Genomic DNA, 23,977 nt, shown 5'->3' on the forward strand with positions numbered 1-23,977 from the left:
CACGCGGTGGGGCGTCATTCGGGGAATGTCAGGACCCCCTCCGCGGTGCGGAGGGGGTCCTGATAACGGGTTACCGCAGGATCACTGCTTCGGGAAGGTAGGCGAGGCCTTGAGAGCCCGGCCGAAATCAGCCTTCTTCGCAGCGGTGGTCAGGTTGTAGCTCTGCTTCAGATTCAGGTGGCTGTCGAAGTAGGACATGGCGATGGCGCCGGTGTCCTGCAGCTCCTGGCGGGTGGTGGAGATCCAGTTCGGGTAGTCGAGCGCCCCGGGATCGCTCACGCCGGTCTCGGCGAGGCCCCACTCCACGTCCTTGGTCTTCGCCCAGGCGGAGATCTTGTCGAAGTACTTCGACTTGAGGCTCGCCTCGGGGTACTTGGTGACGCCGTTCGACGTGGTGGCGTAGAAGCTGTAGATGTCGAAGCCGGCGACGTCGACCTTCGTGTTGGGCCACATGTTCTCGATGCGGTACTCGGCCGGGCCGTACCACTGGTTCCAGCCGGTCAGCACGACGGAGAACGCGACGTTGTCAGAGCCGCTACGCACGATCGGGCCGAGGCGCTCCTGCATGCGCTTCCACTCTTTGATGTCACCGTCCTTCTCGGGCTCGTGGTGGAAGGCCAGCCAGACGGGACCCTCGAGGGCGTCGAGCTGCTTGACCAGGTCCTTGGCCCAGGCGTCACCCTTTCCGTTGGCCATGTCGGTCCAGGAGTAGGGCAGCTTGAAGCTGATCCACGGGATCCGGCCGGCGGCGAGGTCCGTCTTGGAGACGGAGACGGCCTTGCTGACCTGGGTGCCCTGGTAGTAGGTGCGGCGGACGCCGAAACGCTGGCCCAGCGATGCCTCGAACGCGGAGGGATCGGTGTTGCTGCCGTGGGCCGCGCCGACGAGCGGAGCGCAGTCACCGAGGCCGCGCAGGTCGAGGCGGCAGCCGTCGGAGAGCGTGTAGCCGGGGGTCTGAACGGGCGGAGGAGTCACCGTCTCCTGGCCGGAGGTCAAGGTGACGTCGTCCACGATGATGTCCTGGCCGGGGCCGACATTCCAGGCCACGACGTTGACGTCGAGGGCGTTGGCCGCCTTCGTCGTGGTGAAGTTGAGCTTCACCGTCTGCCAGGTGTTGGCCGACGACACGGTGTAGCCGGCCGCGTGGCTGATGGAGGAGCCGCCGCCGACCTCACGGACGCGCAGCTGGCCCTTGGTGCCGGCTGTGGTGGCCCGGACGCGGGCGGTGGCCGTGTACTCGACACCGGCGGCGCCGTTCGTGACGGTGTTCGTGGCGTCGTTCAGGGCGACGGTGTTGCCGGCCTTGGTCGCGCGGATCAGCGCGGCTGGGTTGCCGGAGATCGAGGTGGCTGAGAGCGTCGCTGTGGAGGTGTTGACCTTCCAGCCCGTGGTTGAGTTAGAGAAGTCGGGGTTCTTGACCAGGTTCGCGGGAGCGGCGAACGCGGGCGTCGTCGGGAGGACGGCGGCGGTCAGACCAGCGGCCAGCAGCGCCACCGTGAAGCGGCGAGCGGTCTTGGGGGAACGCGGCATTTCGAGTCTTTCGGGTAGGGGAGCGGACTTGCGTACTGAGAGTAAGCCTCACCTGTGAGAAATCCTAATTTTTCTCAGGTTGAGTCTGTGAACCTGAGAAAACAGGTGCTCGTCACGGGAGCGGGTCGGCCCTAGACTGAGTAGTCAAGTCTACGTTCTGGGGAGGAGCGGCCATGATCAGGCTTGTCTCATCGATCGTCGCGTGCGTCGTTCTCACAGCCTGCTCCGGCCCTGCGCCGGAGCCCTCCATGGTGGCCAGCGTCAGCCCTTCTTCTGTCGCTCCCGAGTCGTCGGCCAGCGTGAGCCCTTCCTCTGCTTCTCCCGTGTCGTCGGTCAGCCCCAGCGTCGGGCTGCCCACGGCCTCCCCGTCTCCCGGTGCGGCCGCGACCCCGGCGTCGACGACGACCCCGGGCGGCGGCACCTCTACGATCGCGGGCCCACTGCCGGAGAACCAGCCGCCGCCGAAGCAGACCACCAAGCCGCCGGTCGCTGGGTGTGGCGTGTCGCAGTCCGATGTGGAGCCGCTGTATCACACGTTCGCGCGCGTGGTGGACTCCGTCGGACGCCCCGATCAGGGGTCGTACACCGGCCCGTTGGTGACGCTGGTCGACTCCCTGGGGCGCGAGGCGGCGGACGCGTGTCCCGGTGGGGATCTGGTCCAGCAGATGGCTGGGCTGGCGCGACAGATCGACCAGGCAGCCAAGGACGGCAACCCCGACCTGGATGGGATCAACGAGTTCCGGCTCACGGGCAACGACTGGCTCGATGGTCTGGGCTTGCTTCCTTCGCTGTTGAGCTGAATCTCACGCGCAGTGGACAGGGAAGGGGCGGGCGCCGAGCGCCCGCCCCCATGCAGCCCGCGTCAGGCTCTGGCTGGGGTTCCCCGTCCGTTCCAGAGGGTGTCGCCGGCGATGCTGGCGCAGGTGGCCAGGCCTCGTGCGTAGCGTGGCAGCAGCCGCGTTGGAGCCTGCGCCACCCGTGCAATCCACTCCAGGCCGGGCCGCCGCAGCACTTCCGGCGCTCTCGTCTCGGTGCCCGCCAGGAATCCGAACCAGCCTCCGCAGGTCACCACCAGGGTGGAGGGCAACTCGGATAAGTGCTCACGCACCCACAGCATCTCCTTCGGGGCCCCGAGACCGAGGACGATGACGTCGGGCCGCGCGGCGCTCACTCGGGCTAGCACCTCGGTCCAATCGTCGTGGAACCCATGCTCGACCAGCACGATGTCAGCGACGGCGGTGGCGTGCAGTGCCTCTGCTGCGGCCGTGACCGTGGGTAGTTCCCCGCCTACCAGGGCAGTCCTGGCCTTCCTTCCAAGCAGTCTGCCGACGTGGTCGAGGATGTCCCACCCCGCATCGGTCGTGGGGGTGCGCTCGATGCGCTGGGCCCCGGCGAGCCGGGCCAGCAGGACCACGGACCCACCGTCGGCGCAGACCAGTTCCGCGTCGTTCATCTCAGCGACGAACTCCCGGTCGTCGGCCGCGTTCAGGCCGCCGACGTGCAGCGCGTAGAAGCGGCGCGGACCCTGAGGGTCCATGGCCAGGTCTGCAGCGGCATGGACCGCCTCCCAGTAGCTGAGATCAGCCACGGGGAAGGGGCCCACGCGGACGCTGTCCATCACTGCGCCTGGAGGGCGAGGGCAGTGACCACCACGCGGTTCGCCGAACCGGAAAGGGTGATCGTGACGGGGTCGAACGACCCTGCCGTGAGGTAGCCGCCGGAGTCAGCGAGCCAGGCGTGGACCGCGCCACTCGGAGAGCCCGTGCTGGCGCTTCGCTCTGTCAGTGAAGGTGGCAGCGTCGCGGTCAGTGCCGAGTTGGCCTTCACTCCCATGTAGACGACTGGCAGGGCGTGTCCCTGCAGGTCCAGAGCGGGACTCTGTCCCGAACTGGATGCGTTGACGCTGGTGGCGCCGTTGTCGATCACGCTCAGCGTGCCCGTGCTGGAGCGGTAGGCCGCCACCGTGAGGTCGCCCTTGGCGTAGGCCGAAAGAGCGACCGCGACGGTCGAACCGGGATCGGTGGCCGTCGCTACCTTGCTCCAGGCGCGAACGGCGATGCCGCTGCCGTCGGTGGCCCGGACCTCGGTCCATCCGGTCGGCGCGGTGATCGTCGCGGTGCTGTTGATCGTCAGGAACAGCAGCAGGGCGTCCCCTTCCACTGCGGAGGCTGGGATCTGGGCGGTGTGGTTGTTGCGGTTCCCGTTGGTCGAGGCGGCCGCGACGAAGGCCACGGATGCCGCGCTCGGCTCACGGGCCTGCACCGACTGCTGGGTCTGATCTGTCGCAGCATCGTTGTCGGTCACGGTGAGCGTGACCGTGTAGGTGCCGGCTGCAGCGTACTCGTGCTGTGTCGACTCGCCCGTGCCGGTGGTGCCGTCGCCGAAGTTCCACGCGTATGCGGAGATCGTCCCGTCCGGATCGGCGGAATCGCCTGCGTCGAACGAACACTCGAGCAACGTGCATGTGGCCGAGAAGTCAGCGGTCGGGGCCTGGTTCACGCGGGTGACGGTGACCGGGTGGGTGGTGGTGGAGGTCTCCGACGCCGCCGTGGTGATCGTGAGGGTCACCGTGAAGGTGCCGCTCGCCGTGTAGGCGTGCGACGCCTGGGCCCCCGAGCCGGTGTGGCCGTCGCCGAAGTTCCACGCGTAGCTCGTGATCGTGGATCCAGGTGCGTTGGAGCCCGCCGCGTCGAAGGTGCAGGTCAGCGAGGTGCAGGAACTGGTGAAGGCGGCTGTGGGCGGGAGGCCCGCGCCCTGGCCGTTCGCGCCCTGGTACAGGAACAGGGCGCGGGAATTCCAGTTGACGCCGTCCACGCCCGGGCCGGAGACCACCTGTGCGGTGTTGGCTACCGGAGCCCCGTTGACGGGGCCGTGCTGCCAGGTGATCGAGCGGAGGGTGCCGTCGGCCGTCGCCCAGTAGAGCTTGTCTCCGCCCAGGAACATGCCGCGGACCTGCGAGAAGTTGATGCCGGTGACCCCTGTCGAGGCCGTGAGGGGCAGTGCGCCCACGATGTCGCTCTCGAGGTTGATGTAGCGGTAGTACAGCGTGGAACTGTTGTTCAGGGTGTAGTAGATGCGCCCCGAGTCATAGAACATGCCGGTCGCCGCCGCGATGTCGTTGCGCCAGTTCTGCAGCACCGCCAGCTCGTCGTGTCCGTTCACGGGCGTGGGTGTTCCGTACGTGCTGCCGTTGAAGGTGCGCCGTGACATCAGGCCGTCCGACGTCGCGAGATACAGCTCACCGTTGACCATGAAGGCGCCACGCACCCCCGCCCAGGTGATCCCGCCCTCGGCGACAGCCGCGGTCGCGCCGGCTGTCGTGCCGTTGAACGAGCGCCGGGCCAGCGGCGGGGTGCCGCCCTGCGCGGCCACCGCGTACACGTTGTTCGGGAAGGGGGCCGTGCTGTAGGCCGGGACCTGGAGGCCCGCGGCGGGGAACATGGCGATGCGTCCGTGGTACTCCCAGGCCCCGATCCGGTCGGTGTCGGAGGCCACCCAGAGGCCCTGCGCGGTGTTCAGGAGATCGAAGACGCCGACCCCCCGGGCGCGCGTCGGGTTCCAGCTGAACGGTATGCCGTTGAGGGGTTGAGCGCAGCGATGCCGGGCCGGGAGACCGCCCCCGGGCCGATGCGGTCGCCGGCGTACGGGTTGTTCCACCAGCGCTGGTGGCCGCCGATGTAGACGGCGGTGTCGGTCACCTCGACGGCGTACGACGTGTCGCCGCCCGTGTAGTCGACCCACGACGGGGCGATCGCCGTCCCGGTGGAGGTCGTCTCGAACCGCGAGGCGGTGTCGCAGGCGATGTTGGTTCCGTAGCCGCGGTAGGCGCCCGTCGTGGAGACCACGAAGAAGCTGCCGTCAGGGGCGTAGTCCACGTCGCGCATGTAGGTGTCGAAGGCGCGTGCACACGCGGCAGTGAAGAAGTCGGTCTGGAAGTTCGCGGGCGTGGCCGAGGGCCCCGAGACGTCGAGCACGAAGAGCTGGTGGTTGCGGACGCCGTCGAGGGTGTCGAAGTTGCCGACCGCCGTCAGTCGCCCGCCGCCGTGGTCGATCTTCATCACGTTGGTGAAGCTGCCCTCGAGGTGGACACCGGCGATCGTGCGGTTGAAGTACGCGTCGAACGCGCCCGTGGCCGCGTTGAGCGTGGCGAGGGCCGGCCTGGCCTGGCCGCGGATGTGGGTGAATGTTCCGGCGACCCAGAGCCTGCCGTTCAGCAGGGCCAGGTCCTTGACGACGCCCGTCGGGGAGCCGCCGTTGAACGTCGTGACGAGAGAGCCATCGGAGACCCTGATGCGGGCCAGGTTGCGCACGCTCTGGCCGGCGATGCTCGTGAAGCTGCCGCCCACGTACACGGTGCCGTCACCGGCGGGCAGGACCACGTTGACCGTGCCGTTGGGTGCTGGGTTGAAGGCGGTGCTGATCGCGCCTGTCGAGGCGTCGAAGGCCATCAGACGGTTGCGTGTCAGGACCGTGTTGCTGTTGTTGTTGCGGACCTGGCTGAACGAGCCGCCGGCGACCATCGTCGATCCCACCTGGACGACCGAGTACACGGAGCCGTCGAGTGCGTGGGGCGTGAACCCCGCTGGGTCGTCGCTGACCAGCCTGCCCGCCGGTTGGGACACTGCGGCCGCCGGCTCTCCTCCCAGAGTCAGTGTCTGGAGGGCGGCGAGAACGGCCGCCAGAATCAGAACGAGAGAGCGTCGCATCATCTACCCCAATTCGATGCAGAGCCAGAATTGAGGCTAAGTATGGCCCTAGCACGGCCGGGCGGCAATAGTCAAGTTTTTCTAGCCGATCGGCTAGTCAAAGTGAGCTTTTTCTGGCCGATCGGCTAGTGGCCCCGGTGGCGAGGCCCACGATGAGCCCGATCCCGAGGCCGCTCGCGCCGAACATCGGCAGCTCACGCGGCACTTCCGTCGCAGCGTCCCGGCGGATCGCCTCGCCCGCCTGCGTGGGCGTCAGCAGGTTGTCGTCGATGGCCTCGACCACCTCGGCGATCTCCGGGGAGTCAGTGGTCCCCGTCTCCTCCGTGAGGTCCGCCAGGCGGCCGTAGAGCGTGGCGAGGACCCGGCCCTGCCGGGTCGAGAGATACGCGCTCCTCGTCTCCAGGTAGGCCTGTGTCACGGCGTCGAGGGTCGGCCCGAGTGCAGCCGCGTCGGGGCCCCGGAGACTGACCACGAGGACGTCCGACGAGGGGACGGCCGAGATCCGCAGCCGCGCCCGCAGCTCCTCCTGGCCCTCGACGGAGGGGACGACCCGGGCGAGCGTCTGCTGCGCCACCAGGAGCGAGGCCTCCGTGTCCACCGTGATGCGCCGCGGCGCCCTGGCCTCGAGAGCCAGCGGCAGATGCGTCGGCGTCTCGATGAGCATGACGTACTGTGTCGCTACGAACTCCCGGGGAGCGAGGAAGCCCGCGCCCAGGCCCGCCGCCAACCCCGCGAGCCCCATGACCACGAGCTGTGTCCGGTGGCGCCGAACGGCCGCGAGGAGGTCGCGCGGTGAGCCCGGGGGGCCAGTCGCCCTCCCGTCGCGCCAGGCGAGCCCCGCTGCCACGAAGACGATCATCAGCGGGAGGCCGAGGGTGTCGTAGACGAACATCTGGATGAGGAAGAACAGGATGACCAGGGTCCCCAGTTCCGCGGGGAGCGTCAGGGAACGGGCGGCGTGGACCAGTGCGATCAGCAGGAAGAGGAGGAAGAACGCTGCCCCGACCAGTCCGTGGGAGAAGATCAGCATCCACAGGTGACCCTGCGTGCCGAGCGGCGGCACCCCGCAGGCCGGACAGTCAGGGGTCGACCCGCCCGCGATGGAGGCGAAGCTGCCCTGCACGTCGCGTGTGCCGCCGAACCCGATGACCGGCGACGCATTGACGGTCGCGGAGACCGTGTCGATGAGCAGCTGCTCGCGCCGGTCGTTGCTGTGCTGGTTCGCGAAGCGTTCGCCCACGAGGTCGCCGAGCGGGCTGGCCACGAACGCGACGGCTGCGATGCCGAGCAGGACGGCCGCAGCCACGAGCGCCCCGAAACGGCCGCGACGGGCGAGGACGACCACCACATAGAGGACCCCGAAAGCCAGGCACGCCCACAGCCCCCGGTTCAGCGAGTAGACGATGGGGACGAGGCTGACGAGCACCACCGGTGCCACGGCGAGCCGCTGCCAGCGACGCGTTGAGCGCAGCCAGCCCACCAGGAGGAAGGGCAGGCTCAGGGCGATGGCGCTGCCCCAGGTGTTGGCGTACCGGAAGGGGGCCTTCGGCCGCGCCTCGGCCCGGCCGAGGACCGTCTGGATGTCGGCGAGGCCGGGATGGATCAGCGACCTGACGAACCCGTTGGCGGTGAACCCTCTGGGTAGCACCAGCTCGAGCAGCGAGCGCAGGCCGAGGTTCGGCGTCAACATGCCGGCGACGCCCCCGAGGGTCGCCCACACATAGATCCAGCCGACCGCGATGGCCACTGTGACGAAGGGCAGCTCCCTGCGATCGTGGCTGAGAACCCAGACCACGGCGACGCCGCAGGACAGGTACATCGCAAGTCCGAAGGCCCAGACGATGAGCCGTCCGACGCCTCCAGCATCGGGCACGGCCCCCGGCGCGATCGTCGACTGTGCGGCAACCGAGAGGACCACCCAGACCAGGAACGCGCCGTACCAGCCGAAGCCCCGGGGGAGGCGGACGCCGCCGCGACGGCGCAGCTGGACGACCATCACCGCCGCGGCCACCGCGGGCATGAAAGAGGCCAGGCCGAGAAGCCACCAGAGGGGGTACCCGACGGTGAGCGCGGTCAGCGGCCAGTGCGCCGGCCAGCTCCGGTGCCGGGAGTGGCCGGTGAGGACGGCGCTCGACTCAGTCGTCGACATCCCCGTCACCCTGACGCCAGTGCGGCGTCCGGCCCATGAGCGCTGCGAGCGCCCTGTCGTCCTCGGCGAAGGAGTCCATCAGCCGCCGGCGGAGGGCAGTGTCCATCGGGTCCCGTGACTGGGCGTTGTGCCTGCCCACCTCCTCCGGCTGCCAGGGAGCGAGGCCGAGAGCGTCGAACAGCGCCGTCAGCTCGCCGGGATCGGTGAAGAGCCTGTCGGCGTCGACGATGTGCACCCGTTCGCTCCCCACGGCATCGATGAACCGTTGGATCTGCACTGCGTAACGCCCGCGGGCGAGATAGCTGTGGTGGCGGTGATGGTGACTGAGGTAGGTCGGGTCCGCACGGATCCGGTCCTCCTCTCCGGCCAGTCGCTCCGGTTCCAGGGCGATGGCCGTCTCGAAATCCTCGGTCTCGAAGCCGCGGACGAACTCGTGGCGGTGCGCTGAGTAGGCCCGCTCGACGGGATCGCGCACCATCACCACGATGTGCACCCCGGGCAGTTCGCGGCCGATGCGTTCCGCAGCCAGCGGATGGAACAGGTAGTAGCCGGACGACTCGAAGGTCTTGGCGCGCCCTCCGGTGCGGCGCCGCGCCGGCCATGCCAGCGGGAAGTGGCCGCGGTACCACCGCTGGCCCCTGGCGTGATGGATGTCGAAGTACCAGATGCCCTTGCTCACCGTCGGGCGCACGACGTCCGGGTGTTCACTCAGCACCCGGAACAACGTCGTCGTCCCCGCCCGGGACGCGCCCACCACGATGAAGCTGGGTTGCAGGCGGAAGCGGGCGGTGAGCATCCCCCAGCCGAGCACCATCCTCCGCAGCAGCGCGCGCGCCGGCGCCGGCATCGCGTCCCTCGATCTCCCGGTCAACGCACGCAGCGATCCCATGACCTCAATCCCCCCTCAGATGGCCGGTCCGTGCCAGCCAGGCCGACAGCGCCAGGATGCAGGCATTCAGGCGTGACCCGACGAGGTGTCCGCTGGCCGACGTCGCCTGGAGCAGATAGCGCTCGATGATGGCGGCCAGGTACACCGCGCCGACGGTGTGTGCGGCGCGGGCATCGCCGACCCCGCGGAGGGCCTGTTCCATCCCACGCGTCACCGCCGCCTCGTCGGGGCCAGCGGCCCGCACGGCCAGGTTGACGCAGTGATGGAACCGGTCGAGGCCGCGCACGACGTCCGTCTCGAAGCGTTCGAAGTCCCACAGCTGGAGGCCGCCACGGGCGCCTCTCGCCATGTTCCAGGGGGTCCAGTCCCCGTGCCAGGCGCCCGTCTCCAGCGTGTCCGGGGCTGCCCGCTCGACCGCCGCGACAAGGTCCGCGGGGCGGGGGTCGGAGGCGGCACGGAGGCTGGCCGACATCCTCCGCCACTGGGGCACAGCGGTGAGCGGCATGTACCCGCCGTCGAAGGCCCGGGAGAAGGCGTCCATCTCCGCGGAGGGGGCGAGGGCATCGCCGCGGCGGGGGCGACGTGAGCGCAGGGCCGTCATGGTCACGACCGGGTGCCCCCGCCAGGTGGTCTGTGCCACGAGCCCAGGGGTCTCGATGCCAGGCACGGCGCCGTGGACTCTCCGCAGGGCGTCCGCCTCGCGCAGGAGGTGGGGGGCCGAGTCGGGCGAGAGCCCCACCTTCGCGAATGCCAGCGTGCGGCCCCGGGCGTCGAAGGCCTGCACCACGGGTTTGCGGTTGACCCTCTCGGTGCCGATCGTCACGGCGATCCGCACAGGTTCGCCCAGCACGCCGGCGAGGTGCGCGCCCAGCGACCCATCCCCGTCGTCGCGGATGACGATGCGGCCCCCTCCCGCGAGACGGGCCGGTCCCACCGCGCGGACCACGACGGCGCCGAGTGCCCGCGCGACGCCCTCCCGCGGGCCCAGGGCGGAGCTGTACCGGCGCAGCGCCCCCGCCGCTGCGCGCCCGTCGTCAGGGACGAGGGCGCGCGGGCGGCCGCTGCCGGGGACCGGGACGAGTGCTGCAGCGCCGGGCGCGACGTATCGCCGACGGGAGAGGGCGATGTCGGCCCCGGGCCAGAGGTCGGAGACCGTCGACATGAGGTCGGCGAGGGCTCCGGTGCCCCCGTCGGGCAGGGCCGCTCCGGCTACGCGGATTCGTCGGCCGACCATGAAGGTGCATGCTATATCTAGTCGATCCGATCCGCGGGGGAACTCCCGCAGCAGTGGAGGGGGATCGATCGTGACCGACCAAGTTGTGCCTCCGCCCGAGAGGGCCCCGGCGATCGACGTGGTGATCTGCACCCACAACCGTCCGGACCTGCTGCGCGTCGCCGTCGACGCCGTGCTGGCCCAGGACTACGCGGGCAAGGTGACCGTGGTTGTCGTGTTCGACCGCAGCGAGCCCGACCTCTCCCTTGAGCGGCACGATCCTGCACGGCGGGTGCTGGTCGTGACCAACACCCGTACCGGGGGACTGGCGGGGGCCCGTAACTCGGGCGTCCTGGCCGGTGGGTCGCCACTGGTCGCGTTCTGTGACGATGACGACGCCTGGGAGCCGGACAAGCTCACCAGACAGGTGCGCAGGCTCCTCTACACCGGCGCGCTCACCTGCGTCACCGGCATCCGGATCCAGTACGGCGACCACAGCAGTGTCCGGCTCGCCCGCGCGGATGAGATGACGCTGGAGCGGCTGGTGCGCCGTCGTGTCATGCCGGCCCACCCCTCGTCGGTACTGGTGCGCCGTGAGGCTCTCCTCGGGCCGATCGGCCTGGTCGACGAGCACATCCCCGGCAGTTACGCAGAGGACTACGACTGGATCCTGCGGGCAGCGCTCGCGGGCGACATCTGCGTCGTGGAGGAGCCGCTCGTCCGCGTGATGTGGGGACAGTCGCTCTTTTCGGGACGGTGGCGCACCATCATCGAGGCACTCGACTACATGGTCGACAAGTTCCCCCAGTTCCAGGCGGACCGGGGGGCGCTGGCACGCATCCGTGGTCAGCAGGCCTTCGGCCACGCGGCGTTGGGGGAACGTCGGCGATCGCTGGGGAAGGTGTGGGAGACGATGCGGCTCAATCCGGCGGAGCCACGTGCCTGGGTCGCGCTGCCGGTGGCTGTGGGACTGGTGAAGGCCGACACCGTGATGGGCGCGCTGCACCGCCGGGGGCACGGGATCTGATTTTCCCAAACTCTTGAGCTGAGCCGCTTCCGGTGTAACAATGCGGAATCGGTGATCGCCTCTGGGGGGTGTGGGGATCCCTCGGACGCCGCGGTCGCAGAGGGATGGAATCATGACCGCAGCGGATCTTGAGATTCGGATCGGATGGGGGCTGGTCGGCGAAGCTGCCGCCAGGCTTGTGGAAGGCAGTACACACCGGAAACGACTGCTCCTGGCGGCCGCAGACGGTGGTGTGATCGCCTTCGTGGGTGTCGTCGCACATACCGTCCGCTTCGGGTGGCCGACCGACGCGGGGCTGTTGCCCTTCTGGATCTTCGCCGCGCTGCCGCTGGCGTGGCTCTCCCTGTTGACGGTGGTGGGCGCCTATTCGCTGCCGCAGCTCCAGACCGGCATGGACGAGTACCACCGGGTGAACCTGGCGTCGCTCACGCTCGCGGGGGTGATCGGCGTCGGCTGCTATCTGCTGGAGGTCGAGCTGTCGCGGACCTTCTTCCTCATCACGTTCGTTGCCGGCGTCCCCCTGCTCCTGGCAATCCGGCTGATCCGGCGCAGGCTCTGCAACCACCTGCGGACGCTGGGCATGCTGACTGTGCCGGTCGTGGTGGCCGGATCCGCAGAGCACGTCGACGAGGTCGTGCGCGCCCTGCACCGCGAGAAGTGGCTCGGCTACCGGGTCGTCGGCGCGCTCACGCCCGACGACATCCGGGAGACTCCCGCCGGGACTCCCGTGCTCGGCTCCGTCGCAGACGTGGCGGAGATCGTCGCAGACATCGACCTCGAGGCGGTCATCTTCGCCGAGGGGTCCTTCGCGACGTCGCAGGAGTTCAAACGCCTCGCCTGGTCGCTGGAGCGACACTCGACGCAGACCATCGTCGCGCCCGCGCTCAGCGACGTCTCGGCGGGACGCCTCGCCGTCCGCCCCATCGCGGGGCTGCCGTTGGTCTTCGTCGACCGGCCCCACGCCGTCGCGGCCTCCCGCTGGGGCAAGCGGATCTTCGACGTCGTCGGTTCGGCCACCCTGCTCCTGCTGAGCGCACCCGTCATCGGGCTTGCGGCGGTGGCCATCTGGTGGGAGGACCGCGGCCCCGTCTTCTTCCGGCAGACCCGCGTTGGCCGCTGGGGGAGGAGTTCGAGTGCTTCAAGATGCGCTCCATGGTCGTCGACGCGGAGGCGCGGAAGGCGGAACTGGAGGCGCACAACGAGGGGGCCGGGGTGCTGTTCAAGATGACCCATGACCCCCGCATCACGCGCGTCGGACGGTTCATCCGCCGGTTCTCCATCGACGAGTTGCCGCAGTTCCTCAACGTGCTGCGCGGCGACATGAGCCTGGTGGGCCCCCGTCCGGCGCTGCCGAACGAGGTGGCCCGCTACGACAGCGACACCACGCGCCGACTCGACGTGCGCCCCGGCCTGACCGGCCTGTGGCAGGTGTCCGGACGGTCGAACCTGTCGTGGGACGAGACCGTCCGCCTCGACGTGTACTACGTGGACAACTGGTCGATGATGGCCGACATCATCATCATCGCCAGGACGGCCAGGGCTGTGCTCGGGTCGCAGGGGGCCTACTGATGGCGACGCCGAAGGTGCGCTCGATAGGCTGAGGGCATGAGCCTCACCGAAGCCGTCTCCTCCATCCTCCCCTCCGTCCTCGCCGACCTGCGGCGCCTGATCGCCATCCCATCGGTTTCCTCGCTGCCCGAGCACGACGACGACGTCATCGCCGCGGCCGAGCTGGTCGCCGACCTGCTGCGGGCAGAGGGCTGCCCCGACGTGCGGCTGCTCACCGCCGGCGGGAAGCCTGCCGTGTACGGCCACTACCCGGCGCCGGAGGGGGCGCCGACGGTGCTGCTCTACGCCCACTACGACGTTCAGCCCACCGGCGACGAGACGATCTGGACCACGCCCGCCTTCAACCCGACGGAGCGCGACGGTCGCCTGTACGCCCGCGGCTCCGCCGACGACAAGGGCGGCATCGCCGTCCACCTCGGTGCGATGCGGGCCTTCGGCGGGAAGCCGCCGGTCGGCGTGAAGATCTTCGTCGAGGGCGAGGAGGAGATCGGCTCTCCCAGCATGGCGGCGCTGCTCGACCAGGCCGGCGACCTGCTGCGCGCCGACGCCTTCGTGATCGCGGACGCCGTCAACTGGAAGGTGGGGGAGCCTGCCCTGACGGCATCGCTGCGCGGCGTCGTCGACGCCGTCGTCCGCGTGTCCACCCTGGAGGGTGGCCTGCACTCCGGCCAGTTCGGCGGCGTGGCTCCGGACGCGCTCAGCGCGCTCTGCCGCCTCCTCGCCACGCTGCACGACGACGCGGGCAACCCGGCGATCGCCGGGCTCGTCTCGTCTCCGCCCGCCGAGGTCGACTACGAGGAGGACAGGCTCCGTGCGGAGGCGGGGCTGCTCGACGGCGTCCACTGGATCGGCGAGGGCAGCTTCACCGACCGGATGTGGACGAAGCCCGCCGTCTCGGTGCTGGCCATCGACGCGACCCCCGTGCGGGACGCGTCCAACACGCTGGTGCCGACGGCGCGCGCCAAGGTCAGCGTCCGCATCGCCCCGAACCAGGACCCGGCCGACGCCGAGGCGGCACTGCGCGACCACCTGCTGAGCCACGCCCCGTGGGGCGCGCGGGTCGAGGTGGAGGCCGGCCAGTCCGGCGCCGGCGCCGCGATCAGCCTCGACAGTGACATCGCCCGCGCCGCCCTCGACGGGCTCCGCGAGGGGTTCGGCGTGGAGCCGGTCCGGATCGGCACCGGAGGCAGCATCCCGATCGTCGCCGAGTTCGCCGACCGCAACCCCGGCGCGCCGATCCTCCTGACGGCCGTCGTCGACCCGACGTCGCGCATGCACTCCGACAACGAGTCGCTCGACCTCGCCGACCTGGGCAAGGCGACGCTGGCCGAGGCGCTGTTCCTGCAGAAGCTCGTCTGAGGGCCGGGGCATGGTGCGAATCGAGCGTGACTCCCTCGGGGAGCTTGAGCTGCCGGACGACGTGTACTGGGGGATCAACACGGCCCGTGCGATGGAGAACTTCCGGATCAGCCGCCGGGAGATCAGCGTCTATCCCGACCTGCTCGTGGCGTACGCGCAGGTGAAGCAGGCCGCCGCCCGCGCGAACCGCGACATCGGGGTGCTCGACGAGGAGCGGGCCGCGCTCATCGACCGGGCAGCGCAGGACATCATCGACGGCCGGCTCCACGACCAGTTCGTCGTCGGCGTCATCCAGGGTGGGGCAGGCACCTCCACGAACATGAACGTCAACGAGGTGATCGCCAACCGCGCCCTCGAACTGGCGGGCCGTCCCTTCGGCGACTACGGCTACCTGTCACCCCTCGACCACGTGAACCGGTCGCAGTCCACCAACGACACCTATCCGAGCGCCGTCAAGCTGGCGCTGGTCTACGCGCTGACCCGGCTCGGGCAGGAGCTGGGGCTGCTCCGCAACTCCTTCGCCGGGAAGGGGCGCGAGTTCCGCGACGTCCTCAAGGTCGGCCGCACGCAGCTGCAGGACGCCGTCCCCATGACCCTCGGCCAGGAGTTCTGGGGATTCTCCACGACGCTCGGCGAGGACATCAACCTCGTCGACCTGACCGTCCCCGCCCTGTATGAGCTCAACCTGGGGGCCACCGCCATCGGCACCGGGATCACGGCATCGCCGGACTACGCGCCCGCCGTCCTCGAGCACCTGCGGCGCATCACCGGCATCGACGGCCTGCGCAACGCGGCGGACCTCATCGAGGCCACCAGCGACACCGGCGTGTTCATGACGGTCTCCGCCACGCTGAGGCGCACCGCCATGAAGCTGTCGAAGATCTGCAATGACCTGCGCCTCCTGAGCTCCGGCCCCCAGGTCGGCTTCGGTGAGATCAACCTGCCCGCGAAGCAGGCAGGCAGCTCGATCATGCCGGGAAAGGTCAACCCCGTGATTCCGGAGGCGGTCAATCAGGTCGCTTTCATCGTCGCCGGATCGGACGTCACGATCGCCATGGCCTCCGAGGCCGGTCAGCTGCAGCTGAACGCCTTCGAGCCGGTGATGGCCCACGTGCTGATGCAGAACTCGGCGTGGCTGCGCCGATCCGTGCGGACCCTGCGCATCAACTGCATCGACGACATCACCGCCAACATCGACCGGCTGCAGACGCAGGTCGACACGTCGGTCGGGGTGGTGACGGCGTTGACGCCGGTCATCGGGTACGAACGGGCGGCCACCCTGGCGAAGCGGGCGCTCGCCGACGGCGACTCGATCCGGGAACTGGTGCTGGACCAGGAGTTGATGAGCCCGGAGGACCTGGACGCGGCGCTCGACCCGGCTGGCCTGTCCGGCGGTCTCCTCGACACCGGCCCGATGCCGGCGCTGACGCCCGGTGTCATCGCCCGGCTCGAGGCGGCACTGGATGCGGCCGACAGGACGAACGACGCCTGACCCGCGGCGCGGGCAGACTGTGCGCATGCGGCACCTGCTCCCCGTCCTCGCGTTGTCCATCGCGCTGACGGCGTGCACCGCCGTGCCGACCATCGACCCGTCGCCGACCGCTATCCCGTCGCCGACCGTCACCCCGTCGCCGACCGTCACCCCGTCGCCGACCGTCGACCCGGCCGATCTGGTCACGTCCACCTTCGTCCACCTCGAGGACCTGCAGAAGGTGGCCGACGATGCCGGCGGCAGCAGGGCGACCGGCACCGAGGGCTACGCAGGGTCGCTCGCCTACGCCGAGCGGGTCCTCACCGCGGCCGGATTCACCGTCACGAGGCAGGAAGCCGAGGCGCCCGGTCGGCGGCCCCCGGCCGACGAGCCCGGCGCGATCGTCCCGGTGGTCAACCTCATCGCGGAAGGGCCGGCAGCGCCGTCCGGACGGGTCGTCATGCTCGGCGCGCACCTCGACTCGGTGGGGGCGGGGCCGGGCATCAACGACAACGCGTCCGGCGTCGCGCTCACACTGGCCCTCGCCGAGCAACTGGCGGCCGAGGACGGGGCGGCAGGGCTGCGGGTGGCGCTCTGGGACGCCGAGGAACTCGGGCTCCTGGGGTCAGGCGCCTATCTGCGTGGGCTCGCGCCCGACGAGGTCGGCCGGATCTCCGCCTACATCAACCTCGACATGGTCGCGTCCCCGAACGGTCTCGTCGGCATCTACGGCGACGGCCCGGCCCGGCGGGCCCTCGAGCAGCCGCTGCGCGACCGCGGCCGCGACTACGAGGGCGTCTCGATCGACGGCGCGTCCGATCACGCCTGGTTCGACGGGCAGGGGATCAGCGTCGCCGGCCTGTACACGGGGGCGGGGGAGTCCCTCAGCGCGGCCGAGTCGGAGGTGTTCGGCGGGACGGCGGACGCGGCGCGCGACGTGTGCTACCACCGCGCCTGCGACACCGTCGCGTCCGTGGACACACCCGAGGTGCGCTCCCGGCTCCTGGTGATCGCCGACGCGTCGCTGCAGGGCCTGCGCACCCTGCTGGGCGAGGTGCAGGGCTGATGATCAGGCTCAGGCCGAGGGGGCGTCCAGGTTCGCGGCGATCATGCCGGCGATCCGTTCGACCGCCTCGCCGTTCTCAGAGGTGACCGTCACTTGGGCTCCGAGTTCGGCGCCGAGGGTCATGATGAGCAGCGAGCTTGCGGCGTCGACGGTGAGGCCGTCGACCGACAGGACGATCTCGTCGTCATACTCGGCGGCCGCCGCCGCGATAAGGACGGCGGGGCGTGCGTGGAGTCCCACCGTGGATCCGACGACCGTGGTCCGACTGGGCACGTGTGACTCCTCTCGCCGTTGACGCGCTCATCATACCCGGCTTCGACAAGCCACTTCACCGGGCCGGGTCAGATCGCCGTCAGCCACACCGTCGCATCGGTGGGGAGCTCGTCGCCGTCGATGTCGACGCTGGACAGCAGCACCGCGTAGCCGCTGGGAAGCGGCACCGGGGCCCCGAGGACGTTGGTCATGACCCGGACGGCGCCGTTGTCGAAGGCGACGATGTGATCGGGGGCATCGACCCAGGCGATCTCGCCCCGGCCGAGGTCGAGCCGCTTCCTGGCGGCCAACGCGCCCCGGTATAGCGACCAGGTCGAGCCGGGCACGTCGACCTGTCGGTCGGCGGCCAGGCCGCGGTACGCCTCCGGCTGCGGCAGCCAGGTCGCGCCCGTGGGGGAGAACCCGAGCCCGGGCTCGTCCGCGGTCCACGGCATGGGGATCCGGCAGCCGTCGCGGCCGACGCGGGTGAACCCGGAACGGACCCAGGTGGGGTCCTGCCGCAGGTCGTCCGGCAGCGTCGTGTGCTCGGGCAGGCCGAGTTCCTCGCCCTGGTACAGGTAGGCGGAGCCTGGCAGGCCCAGCATCATGAGGCTGGCGGCCCGTGCGCGGCGCAGGCCGATGACGTTGTCCGGCTGTTCGTCGCGGACGCCGATGCCCTCGTGGCTCGCGCCCGGGTCGGCGAGGCCGAACCGGCTGGCGTGGCGGACGACGTCGTGGTTGCTCAGCACCCAGGTGGTGGGCGCCCCGACGGCCCGGTCCGCGGCGCGGGTGGCGCTGATCGTGGCGCGGTACTCGGCGGCGTCCCAGCGACAGTCGAGGAATTCGAAGTTGAAGGCCGTGTGCATCTCGTCCGGGCGCAGGTACATCGCCAGGCGCGTGGGATCCGGCACCCAGGCCTCCGCCACCAGGGAGCGGTCGCCGTCGTAGGAGTCGAGGATCCTCCGCCAGCGGCGGTACACCTCGTGGACGCCGTCCTGGTCCCACATGGGGCCGCTCTGGCCGTCGAGCATGCTCTGCTCCTCGTCCCAGTCGGGGAGCCCCTCGGCCTTGACCAGCGAGTGGGCCACGTCGATGCGGAACCCGTCGACGCCACGGTCGAGCCAGAACCGCAGGACGTCGTCGAAGCCGCTGCGGACCTTCTCGCTGCTCCAGTCGAGGTCGGGCTGCTTCACGTCGAAGAGATGCAGGTACCACTGCTCCGGGGTGCCGTCCGGGGCGGTGAGCCGCGTCCAGCCCCTGCCGCCGAAGACGGACTTCCAGTTGTTCGGGGGCAGCTCGCCGTTCTCGCCTGCGCCGTCGCGGAACAGGTAGTACTCGCGCTCGGGGGAGCCGGGAGGCGCGGCGATCGCGGCCTGGAACCAGGCGTGCTCGTCCGAGGTGTGGTTGGGCACCAGGTCGACGACGACGCGGAGGCCACGCGCGTGCGCCTCCGCGATCAGGCGCTGCGCGTCCTCGAGGGAGCCGAACATCGGATCGATGTCCATGTAGTCGGCGACGTCGTAGCCGGCGTCGGCCATGGGGGAGCGGTAGAAGGGGGAGAACCAGACGGCGTCGACGCCCAGCTTCGCCAGGTAGTCCAGCTTCGTGATGGAGCCGGGGAGGTCGCCGTAGCCGTCGCCGGTGGAGTCGGCGAAGGAGCGCGGGTAGATCTGGTAAATGACGGCGTCGCGCCACCACTCAGCGGTCATGGACGGGTCCTGTCGATCGACGGATGATGAGGTCGGGGTGGAAGAGTATCTCGGCGGGATCCGCCGGCGCGCCGGCCATGGCGGACAGAAGCGCCTCGACGGCCGCCTGGCACAGGGCCGCGATCGGCTGCCGGACGGTGGTGAGGGCGGGGCTGGTGAAGGGCATGAGGGCGGAGTCGTCGTAGCCGACGATCGAGATGTCGTCGGGGACCTCGAGGCCACGCGAACGGACCTCCCGGATCGCGCCGAGCGCCATCACATCCGAGCCGCACACGATGGCGGTGTGTCCGGCGTCGAGCAGACGCGACGCCGCGGCCTGGCCGCCCTCGATGCTGAAGATGGTCGACACGATGGACTCGGCCGGGAGGCCGAGGGCGAGGAACGCCTCGGCCTTGCGCTGCGCGGGCAGGTAGCGCTGCTGTCCCAGCGCCAGACCGATCCGGGTGTGGCCGTAGCGGCGCAGATGGCCGACGGACTGGGAGATGGCCTCCGCGTCGGAGGTGTTGAAGAACGCGCCGGGGATCGTGGCGTCGTAGGCGTTGATGAAGACGGTCGGCATCCCGCCCGCCAGGAGCCTCTGATAATGGTCGTTGGTGCCGAGCGTGTCCGCGGCGGTGCCGGAGACGGAGATCAGGCCGTCGACGGCCACGCCGGCGAGAAGGTCCAGGTACTGGTCCTCGCTCGTGCCGCCGGGGCCGGAGGTGCACAGCACCATCCTCCGGTCGGCGGCGGCGAGTTGGATCACCAGTTCGTTCGCGAACGAGCCGAAGGTGGGGTTGCCGAGTTCGGGGACCATGACGGCGATCAGGCCCTCGTGGGTGCCCTGGGGGTCGTCGATGCGGTACCCGAGCGTCTCCAGCCCCGCCAGCACCGCGGTGCGGGTCGCCTCCGCCACGCCGGGCTTGCCGTTGACGACGCGCGAGACGGTCGCTGTCGAGACCCCGACGACCTTGGCGACGTCGGCCAGCTTGACGCGTGGGGTGAGCACGTCCTCTCCTCTCCATCGAGCTGAGTGCGGGATGTTCCGGCCAGTTTTGCAGACCTTGCAGATTGTTGCAATGAACGGGAGCGTGCCGTGTGCGCCTGTCCTGCAAGTCGTTGCGGGAACTTCCATAACAGTTTGGTAAACCCGGCTGAAAAACGCTGCAACGCTCTTGCAAGTCCTTCGGAAACGGTTACGCTTCTGGCAGCGGGTCGGCATCGAAGCGACCCGGACGACCAAGGAGAAAACAATGCGCAAGAGCCTCATCGCCGTTGCCGCGGCCGGCATCACGCTCAGCCTCGCCGCGTGCGCAGGTGCCGGCACCACCCCTTCCTCGACCCCGACCCCGTCGCCCACCGCGGCTACGCCGACGGCCACCGGATCGGCCCCGCAGGCGTCCGGCTCGCTGACGGTCTGGGTGGACGAGACCCGCATCGACGCCTTCAAGACGCTGGGTGAGGCCTTCCTCGCCTCCACGGGGGTTGCCCTGGACGTGGTGCAGAAGCCGTCGCAGGACATCAAGACCGACTTCATCGCCCAGGTCCCCACCGGACAGGGCCCCGACCTCATCGTCGGAGCCCACGACTGGGTGGGTGACCTGCAGGCCAACGGCGTCATCGCCCCCGTCGAGCTCGGAGACAGGGTCGACGCGCTCAACCCCAACGCCGTCCAGGGCTTCTCGTTCGACGGTCAGCTGTTCGGGGTGCCGTACGCGATGGAGAACATCGCCCTGGTGCGCAACAACGGCATGGTCTCCGACACGCCCGCGACGTTCGACGAACTCGTCGCCCAGGGCAAGGCCGCCGAGGGAGCGGAGTTCCCCATCGTCATCCAGCAGGGCCCGCAGGGTGACGCCTACCATCTGTACCCGCTGCAGACCTCCTTCGGGGCCCCCGTGTTCAAGTCCGATGAGAACGGCTACACGAGCGAGCTCGGCATGGCGGGGCCCGAGGGCATCGCGTTCGCCAACTACCTGAAGAAGCTCGCCGACGAGAAGGTCCTGTCGTCCTCCATCGGCGGCGACCAGGCCCGCCAGGCGTTCCTCGACCAGAAGACCCCCTACATCGTCACAGGTCCCTGGAACATCACAGCCTTCCAGGAGGCGGGCATCGACGTCTCCGTACTGCCCGTCCCCTCGGCAGGCGGCCAGCCGTCCGCCCCGTTCCTCGGCGTGCAGGGCGTCTACCTGTCCTCGAAGTCCGAGAACGCGCTGCTGGCCAACCAGTTCCTCGAGTACATGACCACCGCGGAGGCCCAGGACAAGCTCTACGAGCTCGGCGGTCGCGAGCCCGCGCTCACCGAGTCGGCAGCCGCGATCGATGACGAGATCCTGAAGGGCTTCGCTGAGGCGGGCAAGGACGGCCAGCCGATGCCGGCCATCCCGGAGATGGGTGCGGTGTGGACGTTCTGGGGCGCCGCCCAGCTGAGCATCATCGACGGCACCGCCGCACCGGACGCCGCCTGGACCGAGATGATCGCCAACATCGAGTCGAAGTTCTGACCACGGACGCAGCGCTGCTGCCCGATACTGGGGGCCGGGGCCACAGCTCCGGCCCCCAGCCGTCGCAACGGAGCGAAGGGACAAGCCTTGACCACCACACCGACCAGACAGGCGCCGCGGCTGTCGCACGCGCGTGACCTGAGCCGGCCGGGCTTCTACGTGAAGCTCGTGCTGATGATGCTCGTCAACGCCTTCGGGCTCTACGGCATCCTCGCCGCCTACGGCCAGGAGGAATGGGCGATGCTCGCCTTCCTGGTCGCCACCCTGATCGTCGTCGACTACGTCTACTTCTCCCGGCGCTCGATCCCCGCCAAATACCTGGTCCCCGGCCTGATCTTCCTGATCGTGTTCCAGATCTACGTGATGCTGAACACGGCTTACGTCGCGTTCACCAACTACGGCGACGGTCACAACGATGCCAAGGGGCCCGCGATCACGCAGATCATGAAGACCGCCGACAGGAAGGTCGAGGGGACCCCCACCTATCCCGTCACCGTCCTCGACCGCGACGGCAGCATCGCCTTCGCCATCGTCGACGGCGACGAGGCGAGGGTCGGCGACGCGGAGACCCCGCTCGAGACCGTTCCCGACGCGACGATCGACGCAGGCAAGGTCACCGCGGTGCCCGGCGCCGAGGTTCTCAACCTCGCCCAGATCCAGGAGCGGCAGCGCGAGGTCCTCGACCTGCGCGTCTCGATGACCGACGACCCCGCCGACGGCTGGCTCCGCACCGACAGCGGCACGATGGCCTTCGTGGCGAAGTCGCTGCTCACCTACGACGAGGCGTCCGACACGTTCACCGATCAGGACGGCAAGGTCTTCACGGCGGATGAGAGCCGCGGGCTCTTCGTCGCGGAGGACGGCGCCACGTTGACCCCCGGCTGGCGGGTCCTGGTCGGCTTCGACAACTTCGCGCAGATGTTCACGGACTCCCGGCTGAGCACGCCGTTCTTCAAGTCGCTCGTCTGGACGTTCGTCTTCTCGATCCTGTCGGTGCTGACGACCTTCGCGCTCGGCCTGTTCCTGGCCATCATCTACAACGATCCCCGGGTCAAGGGCCGCACGTTCTACCGGGCGATGTTCATCCTCCCGTACGCCTTCCCCGGCTTCCTCGCGGCGCTGGTGTGGCGCGGCCTGCTGAACCGCGAGTTCGGCTACATCAACGAGGTGCTGCTGGGTGGCCTGGACATCAACTGGCTGGGTGACCCGACGCTGGCGCGGTTGTCGATCATCGGCGTGAACCTGTGGCTCGGCTTCCCGTACATGTTCCTGGTGGCCACCGGCGCGCTCCAGTCCATCCCGGGCGAGCTCACCGAGGCGGGCATCATGGACGGCGCCGGCCCCCTGCGCCGCTTCGCGTCCATCACGCTGCCGCTGCTGCTCGTGTCGGTGGCCCCGTTGCTCATCGCGAGCTTCGCCTTCAACTTCAACAACTTCGCGCTGATCTACATGCTGACAGGCGGCGGCCCCAACTATCCGGGGGCGCCCTACCCGATCGGCGAGACCGACCTGCTCATCTCGATGGTCTACGCCATCGCGTTCGAGAGCGGGAACAAGCAGTACGGCCTGGCGAGCGCCATGTCCATCGCCATCTTCGCGGTGGTCGGCGTCATCTCCTGGCTCGGCTTCCGGCAGACCCGCAAGCTTGAGGAGATCATGTGATGGCCGTCAAGAAGCTCACCAACGGCGACAACGACACCCGGCTCCGTGGGCTGCGCTGGTGGGGTCAGGTGGGCTGGAAGCATGTGTTCGCGATCGTCATGATCGTCTACTGCGTGTTCCCGCTCCTGTACGTCCTGTCCGCCTCGGTCAACCCGAACGGCACCCTCACCGGCTCCACCAACCTGTTCAGCGCCTTCACGGGCGAGCACTACACGGACCTCATGAAGGGCGACTTCCCGCAGTGGATGCGCAACTCCTTCTTCGTGTCCAGCGTCACCGCGGTCGGCACCGTCGTCATGGGGGCCGCGGCCGCCTACGCTTTCAGCCGGTTCCGCTTCACGGGTCGCCGGGGTGGCCTGACGGCGCTGCTGATCATCCAGATGTTCCCGCAGATGCTGGCCTTCGTCGCGATCTTCCTGCTGGTGCTGAGCCTCGGGAAGGTGTTCCCGTTCCTCGACATCGGCTCGCACATCACGCTGATCATGGTCTACCTGGGCGGGGCGCTCGGCTCCAACACGTTCCTCATGTACGGCTTCTTCAACACGATCCCCATCGAGTTGGACGAGGCCGCCAAGATCGACGGCGCCACGCACGCCCAGATCTTCTGGGGCATCGTGATGCGGCTGGTCACCCCCATCCTCGCGGTGGTGGGCCTGCTGAGCTTCGTCGGCTCGTACGGCGAGTTCATCCTCGCCCGCATCGTGCTGGCCCGCCCGGAGAACTACACCCTGGCCGTCGGCCTGTACGTGTGGGGCAACGACGAGCGCAACGCGCCGTGGTCGCTGTTCGCGGCGGGTGCCGTGGTCGCCGCCGTCCCGATCATCATCCTGTTCATGTACCTGCAGAAGTACATCGTGGCCGGGCTGACGGCCGGCGGCGTCAAGGGCTGAAC

18 protein-coding genes and 1 pseudogene are annotated in these 23,977 nt (G+C 69.5%); 9 read left to right on the plus strand and 10 right to left on the minus strand.

Annotation, left to right across the window (positions count from 1 at the left end):
* Positions 1–81: 81 nt before the first annotated feature.
* A complete protein-coding gene (locus tag H9L22_RS00640; RefSeq protein ID WP_187721196.1) occupies positions 82–1,530 on the minus strand; it encodes a carbohydrate binding domain-containing protein in 1,449 nt (482 codons plus the stop codon).
* A gap of 173 nt (positions 1,531–1,703) precedes the next feature.
* On the opposite strand from H9L22_RS00640, the gene H9L22_RS00645 reads away from it, so the two are divergent.
* Positions 1,704–2,330 carry a hypothetical protein gene (locus tag H9L22_RS00645; RefSeq protein WP_187721197.1) on the plus strand — a complete coding sequence of 209 codons (627 nt, stop codon included), beginning with the start codon at positions 1,704–1,706 and terminating at the stop codon, positions 2,328–2,330.
* A gap of 62 nt (positions 2,331–2,392) precedes the next feature.
* Here the strand turns inward: H9L22_RS00645 and H9L22_RS00650 are convergent, their stop codons facing one another.
* From H9L22_RS00650 to H9L22_RS00675, 6 genes are all read right to left on the minus strand, one after another.
* Positions 2,393–3,148, minus strand: a complete 756-nt coding sequence (locus H9L22_RS00650; RefSeq protein WP_187721198.1) for a WecB/TagA/CpsF family glycosyltransferase — start codon at positions 3,146–3,148, stop codon at positions 2,393–2,395.
* Positions 3,148–5,025: a PKD domain-containing protein gene (locus H9L22_RS00655; RefSeq protein ID WP_187721199.1), complete on the minus strand. Its 1,878-nt coding sequence runs from the start codon at positions 5,023–5,025 to the stop codon at positions 3,148–3,150. The genes H9L22_RS00650 and H9L22_RS00655 overlap by 1 nt, the downstream gene beginning before the upstream one ends.
* Positions 5,026–5,045: 20 nt before the next feature.
* Positions 5,046–6,152 carry a delta-60 repeat domain-containing protein gene (locus tag H9L22_RS00660; protein WP_187721200.1) on the minus strand — a complete coding sequence of 369 codons (1,107 nt, stop codon included), beginning with the start codon at positions 6,150–6,152 and terminating at the stop codon, positions 5,046–5,048.
* 181 nt (positions 6,153–6,333) lie between these two features.
* Positions 6,334–8,385, minus strand: coding sequence for a GumC domain-containing protein (locus H9L22_RS00665; protein WP_187721201.1), 2,052 nt, complete (start codon positions 8,383–8,385; stop codon positions 6,334–6,336).
* A complete protein-coding gene (locus tag H9L22_RS00670; RefSeq protein ID WP_187721202.1) occupies positions 8,372–9,274 on the minus strand; it encodes a sulfotransferase family protein in 903 nt (300 codons plus the stop codon). The genes H9L22_RS00665 and H9L22_RS00670 overlap by 14 nt, the downstream gene beginning before the upstream one ends.
* 4 nt (positions 9,275–9,278) lie before the next feature.
* Entirely contained in the window at positions 9,279–10,508 is a 1,230-nt protein-coding gene (locus H9L22_RS00675; RefSeq protein ID WP_187721203.1) for a hypothetical protein, read from the minus strand.
* A 70-nt stretch (positions 10,509–10,578) separates the two neighbouring features.
* On the opposite strand from H9L22_RS00675, the gene H9L22_RS00680 reads away from it, so the two are divergent.
* The 5 genes and pseudogenes from H9L22_RS00680 to H9L22_RS00700 all read left to right on the plus strand — a co-directional run bounded on the left by H9L22_RS00680 (position 10,579) and on the right by H9L22_RS00700 (position 16,979).
* Positions 10,579–11,514, plus strand: a complete 936-nt coding sequence (locus H9L22_RS00680) for a glycosyltransferase family 2 protein (protein WP_226966015.1) — start codon at positions 10,579–10,581, stop codon at positions 11,512–11,514.
* Between the two features lie 391 nt (positions 11,515–11,905).
* Positions 11,906–13,083 (plus strand): annotated as a pseudogene (locus H9L22_RS00685) (sugar transferase).
* A 36-nt stretch (positions 13,084–13,119) separates the two neighbouring features.
* Positions 13,120–14,442 carry a dipeptidase gene (locus tag H9L22_RS00690; protein WP_187721205.1) on the plus strand — a complete coding sequence of 441 codons (1,323 nt, stop codon included), beginning with the start codon at positions 13,120–13,122 and terminating at the stop codon, positions 14,440–14,442.
* A 10-nt stretch (positions 14,443–14,452) separates the two neighbouring features.
* Positions 14,453–15,934, plus strand: a complete 1,482-nt coding sequence (locus H9L22_RS00695; RefSeq protein ID WP_187721206.1) for an aspartate ammonia-lyase — start codon at positions 14,453–14,455, stop codon at positions 15,932–15,934.
* Between the two features lie 25 nt (positions 15,935–15,959).
* Positions 15,960–16,979: a M28 family peptidase gene (locus H9L22_RS00700; protein ID WP_187721207.1), complete on the plus strand. Its 1,020-nt coding sequence runs from the start codon at positions 15,960–15,962 to the stop codon at positions 16,977–16,979.
* Positions 16,980–16,988: 9 nt separating this feature from the next.
* Here the strand turns inward: H9L22_RS00700 and H9L22_RS00705 are convergent, their stop codons facing one another.
* The 3 genes from H9L22_RS00705 to H9L22_RS00715 form a co-directional block, all read right to left on the minus strand.
* The gene (locus H9L22_RS00705; protein ID WP_187721208.1) at positions 16,989–17,252 is read right to left on the minus strand and encodes an HPr family phosphocarrier protein; all 264 of its coding nucleotides are present in this window, start codon (positions 17,250–17,252) and stop codon (positions 16,989–16,991) included.
* Positions 17,253–17,320: 68 nt separating this feature from the next.
* On the minus strand, positions 17,321–18,940 hold the full coding sequence (locus tag H9L22_RS00710) for a glycoside hydrolase family 13 protein (protein ID WP_187721209.1): 1,620 nt from the start codon (positions 18,938–18,940) through the stop codon (positions 17,321–17,323).
* Positions 18,930–19,928: a LacI family DNA-binding transcriptional regulator gene (locus H9L22_RS00715; protein ID WP_226966016.1), complete on the minus strand. Its 999-nt coding sequence runs from the start codon at positions 19,926–19,928 to the stop codon at positions 18,930–18,932. The genes H9L22_RS00710 and H9L22_RS00715 overlap by 11 nt, the downstream gene beginning before the upstream one ends.
* A 244-nt stretch (positions 19,929–20,172) precedes the next feature.
* Between H9L22_RS00715 and H9L22_RS00720 the strand changes: the two genes are divergently transcribed.
* From H9L22_RS00720 to H9L22_RS00730, 3 genes are all read left to right on the plus strand, one after another.
* Positions 20,173–21,423, plus strand: a complete 1,251-nt coding sequence (locus H9L22_RS00720; protein ID WP_187721211.1) for a sugar ABC transporter substrate-binding protein — start codon at positions 20,173–20,175, stop codon at positions 21,421–21,423.
* Between the two features lie 87 nt (positions 21,424–21,510).
* Positions 21,511–23,085 (plus strand): ABC transporter permease subunit, encoded by a 1,575-nt coding sequence (locus H9L22_RS00725; RefSeq protein WP_226966017.1) that lies wholly within the window; start codon positions 21,511–21,513, stop codon positions 23,083–23,085.
* Entirely contained in the window at positions 23,085–23,975 is an 891-nt protein-coding gene (locus H9L22_RS00730; protein ID WP_187721212.1) for a sugar ABC transporter permease, read from the plus strand. The genes H9L22_RS00725 and H9L22_RS00730 overlap by 1 nt, the downstream gene beginning before the upstream one ends.
* Positions 23,976–23,977: the final 2 nt, after the last annotated feature.

Source organism: Tessaracoccus defluvii (genome assembly GCF_014489575.1).
Classification (GTDB): domain Bacteria; phylum Actinomycetota; class Actinomycetes; order Propionibacteriales; family Propionibacteriaceae; genus Arachnia; species Arachnia defluvii.

Excerpts from the sequence above, each read along its gene's own strand:
- H9L22_RS00695 (WP_187721206.1), top strand. The coding sequence starts at position 14,453 with ATGGTGCGAATCGAGCGTGACTCCCTCGGGGAGCTTGAGCTGCCGGAC.
- H9L22_RS00665 (WP_187721201.1), bottom strand. The coding sequence starts at position 8,385 with ATGTCGACGACTGAGTCGAGCGCCGTCCTCACCGGCCACTCCCGGCAC.
- H9L22_RS00675 (WP_187721203.1), bottom strand. The coding sequence starts at position 10,508 with ATGGTCGGCCGACGAATCCGCGTAGCCGGAGCGGCCCTGCCCGACGGG.
- H9L22_RS00710 (WP_187721209.1), bottom strand. The coding sequence starts at position 18,940 with ATGACCGCTGAGTGGTGGCGCGACGCCGTCATTTACCAGATCTACCCG.
- H9L22_RS00645 (WP_187721197.1), top strand. The coding sequence starts at position 1,704 with ATGATCAGGCTTGTCTCATCGATCGTCGCGTGCGTCGTTCTCACAGCC.
- H9L22_RS00650 (WP_187721198.1), bottom strand. The coding sequence starts at position 3,148 with ATGGACAGCGTCCGCGTGGGCCCCTTCCCCGTGGCTGATCTCAGCTAC.
- H9L22_RS00690 (WP_187721205.1), top strand. The coding sequence starts at position 13,120 with ATGAGCCTCACCGAAGCCGTCTCCTCCATCCTCCCCTCCGTCCTCGCC.
- H9L22_RS00670 (WP_187721202.1), bottom strand. The coding sequence starts at position 9,274 with ATGGGATCGCTGCGTGCGTTGACCGGGAGATCGAGGGACGCGATGCCG.
- H9L22_RS00640 (WP_187721196.1), bottom strand. The coding sequence starts at position 1,530 with ATGCCGCGTTCCCCCAAGACCGCTCGCCGCTTCACGGTGGCGCTGCTG.
- H9L22_RS00720 (WP_187721211.1), top strand. The coding sequence starts at position 20,173 with ATGCGCAAGAGCCTCATCGCCGTTGCCGCGGCCGGCATCACGCTCAGC.
- H9L22_RS00730 (WP_187721212.1), top strand. The coding sequence starts at position 23,085 with ATGGCCGTCAAGAAGCTCACCAACGGCGACAACGACACCCGGCTCCGT.
- H9L22_RS00700 (WP_187721207.1), top strand. The coding sequence starts at position 15,960 with ATGCGGCACCTGCTCCCCGTCCTCGCGTTGTCCATCGCGCTGACGGCG.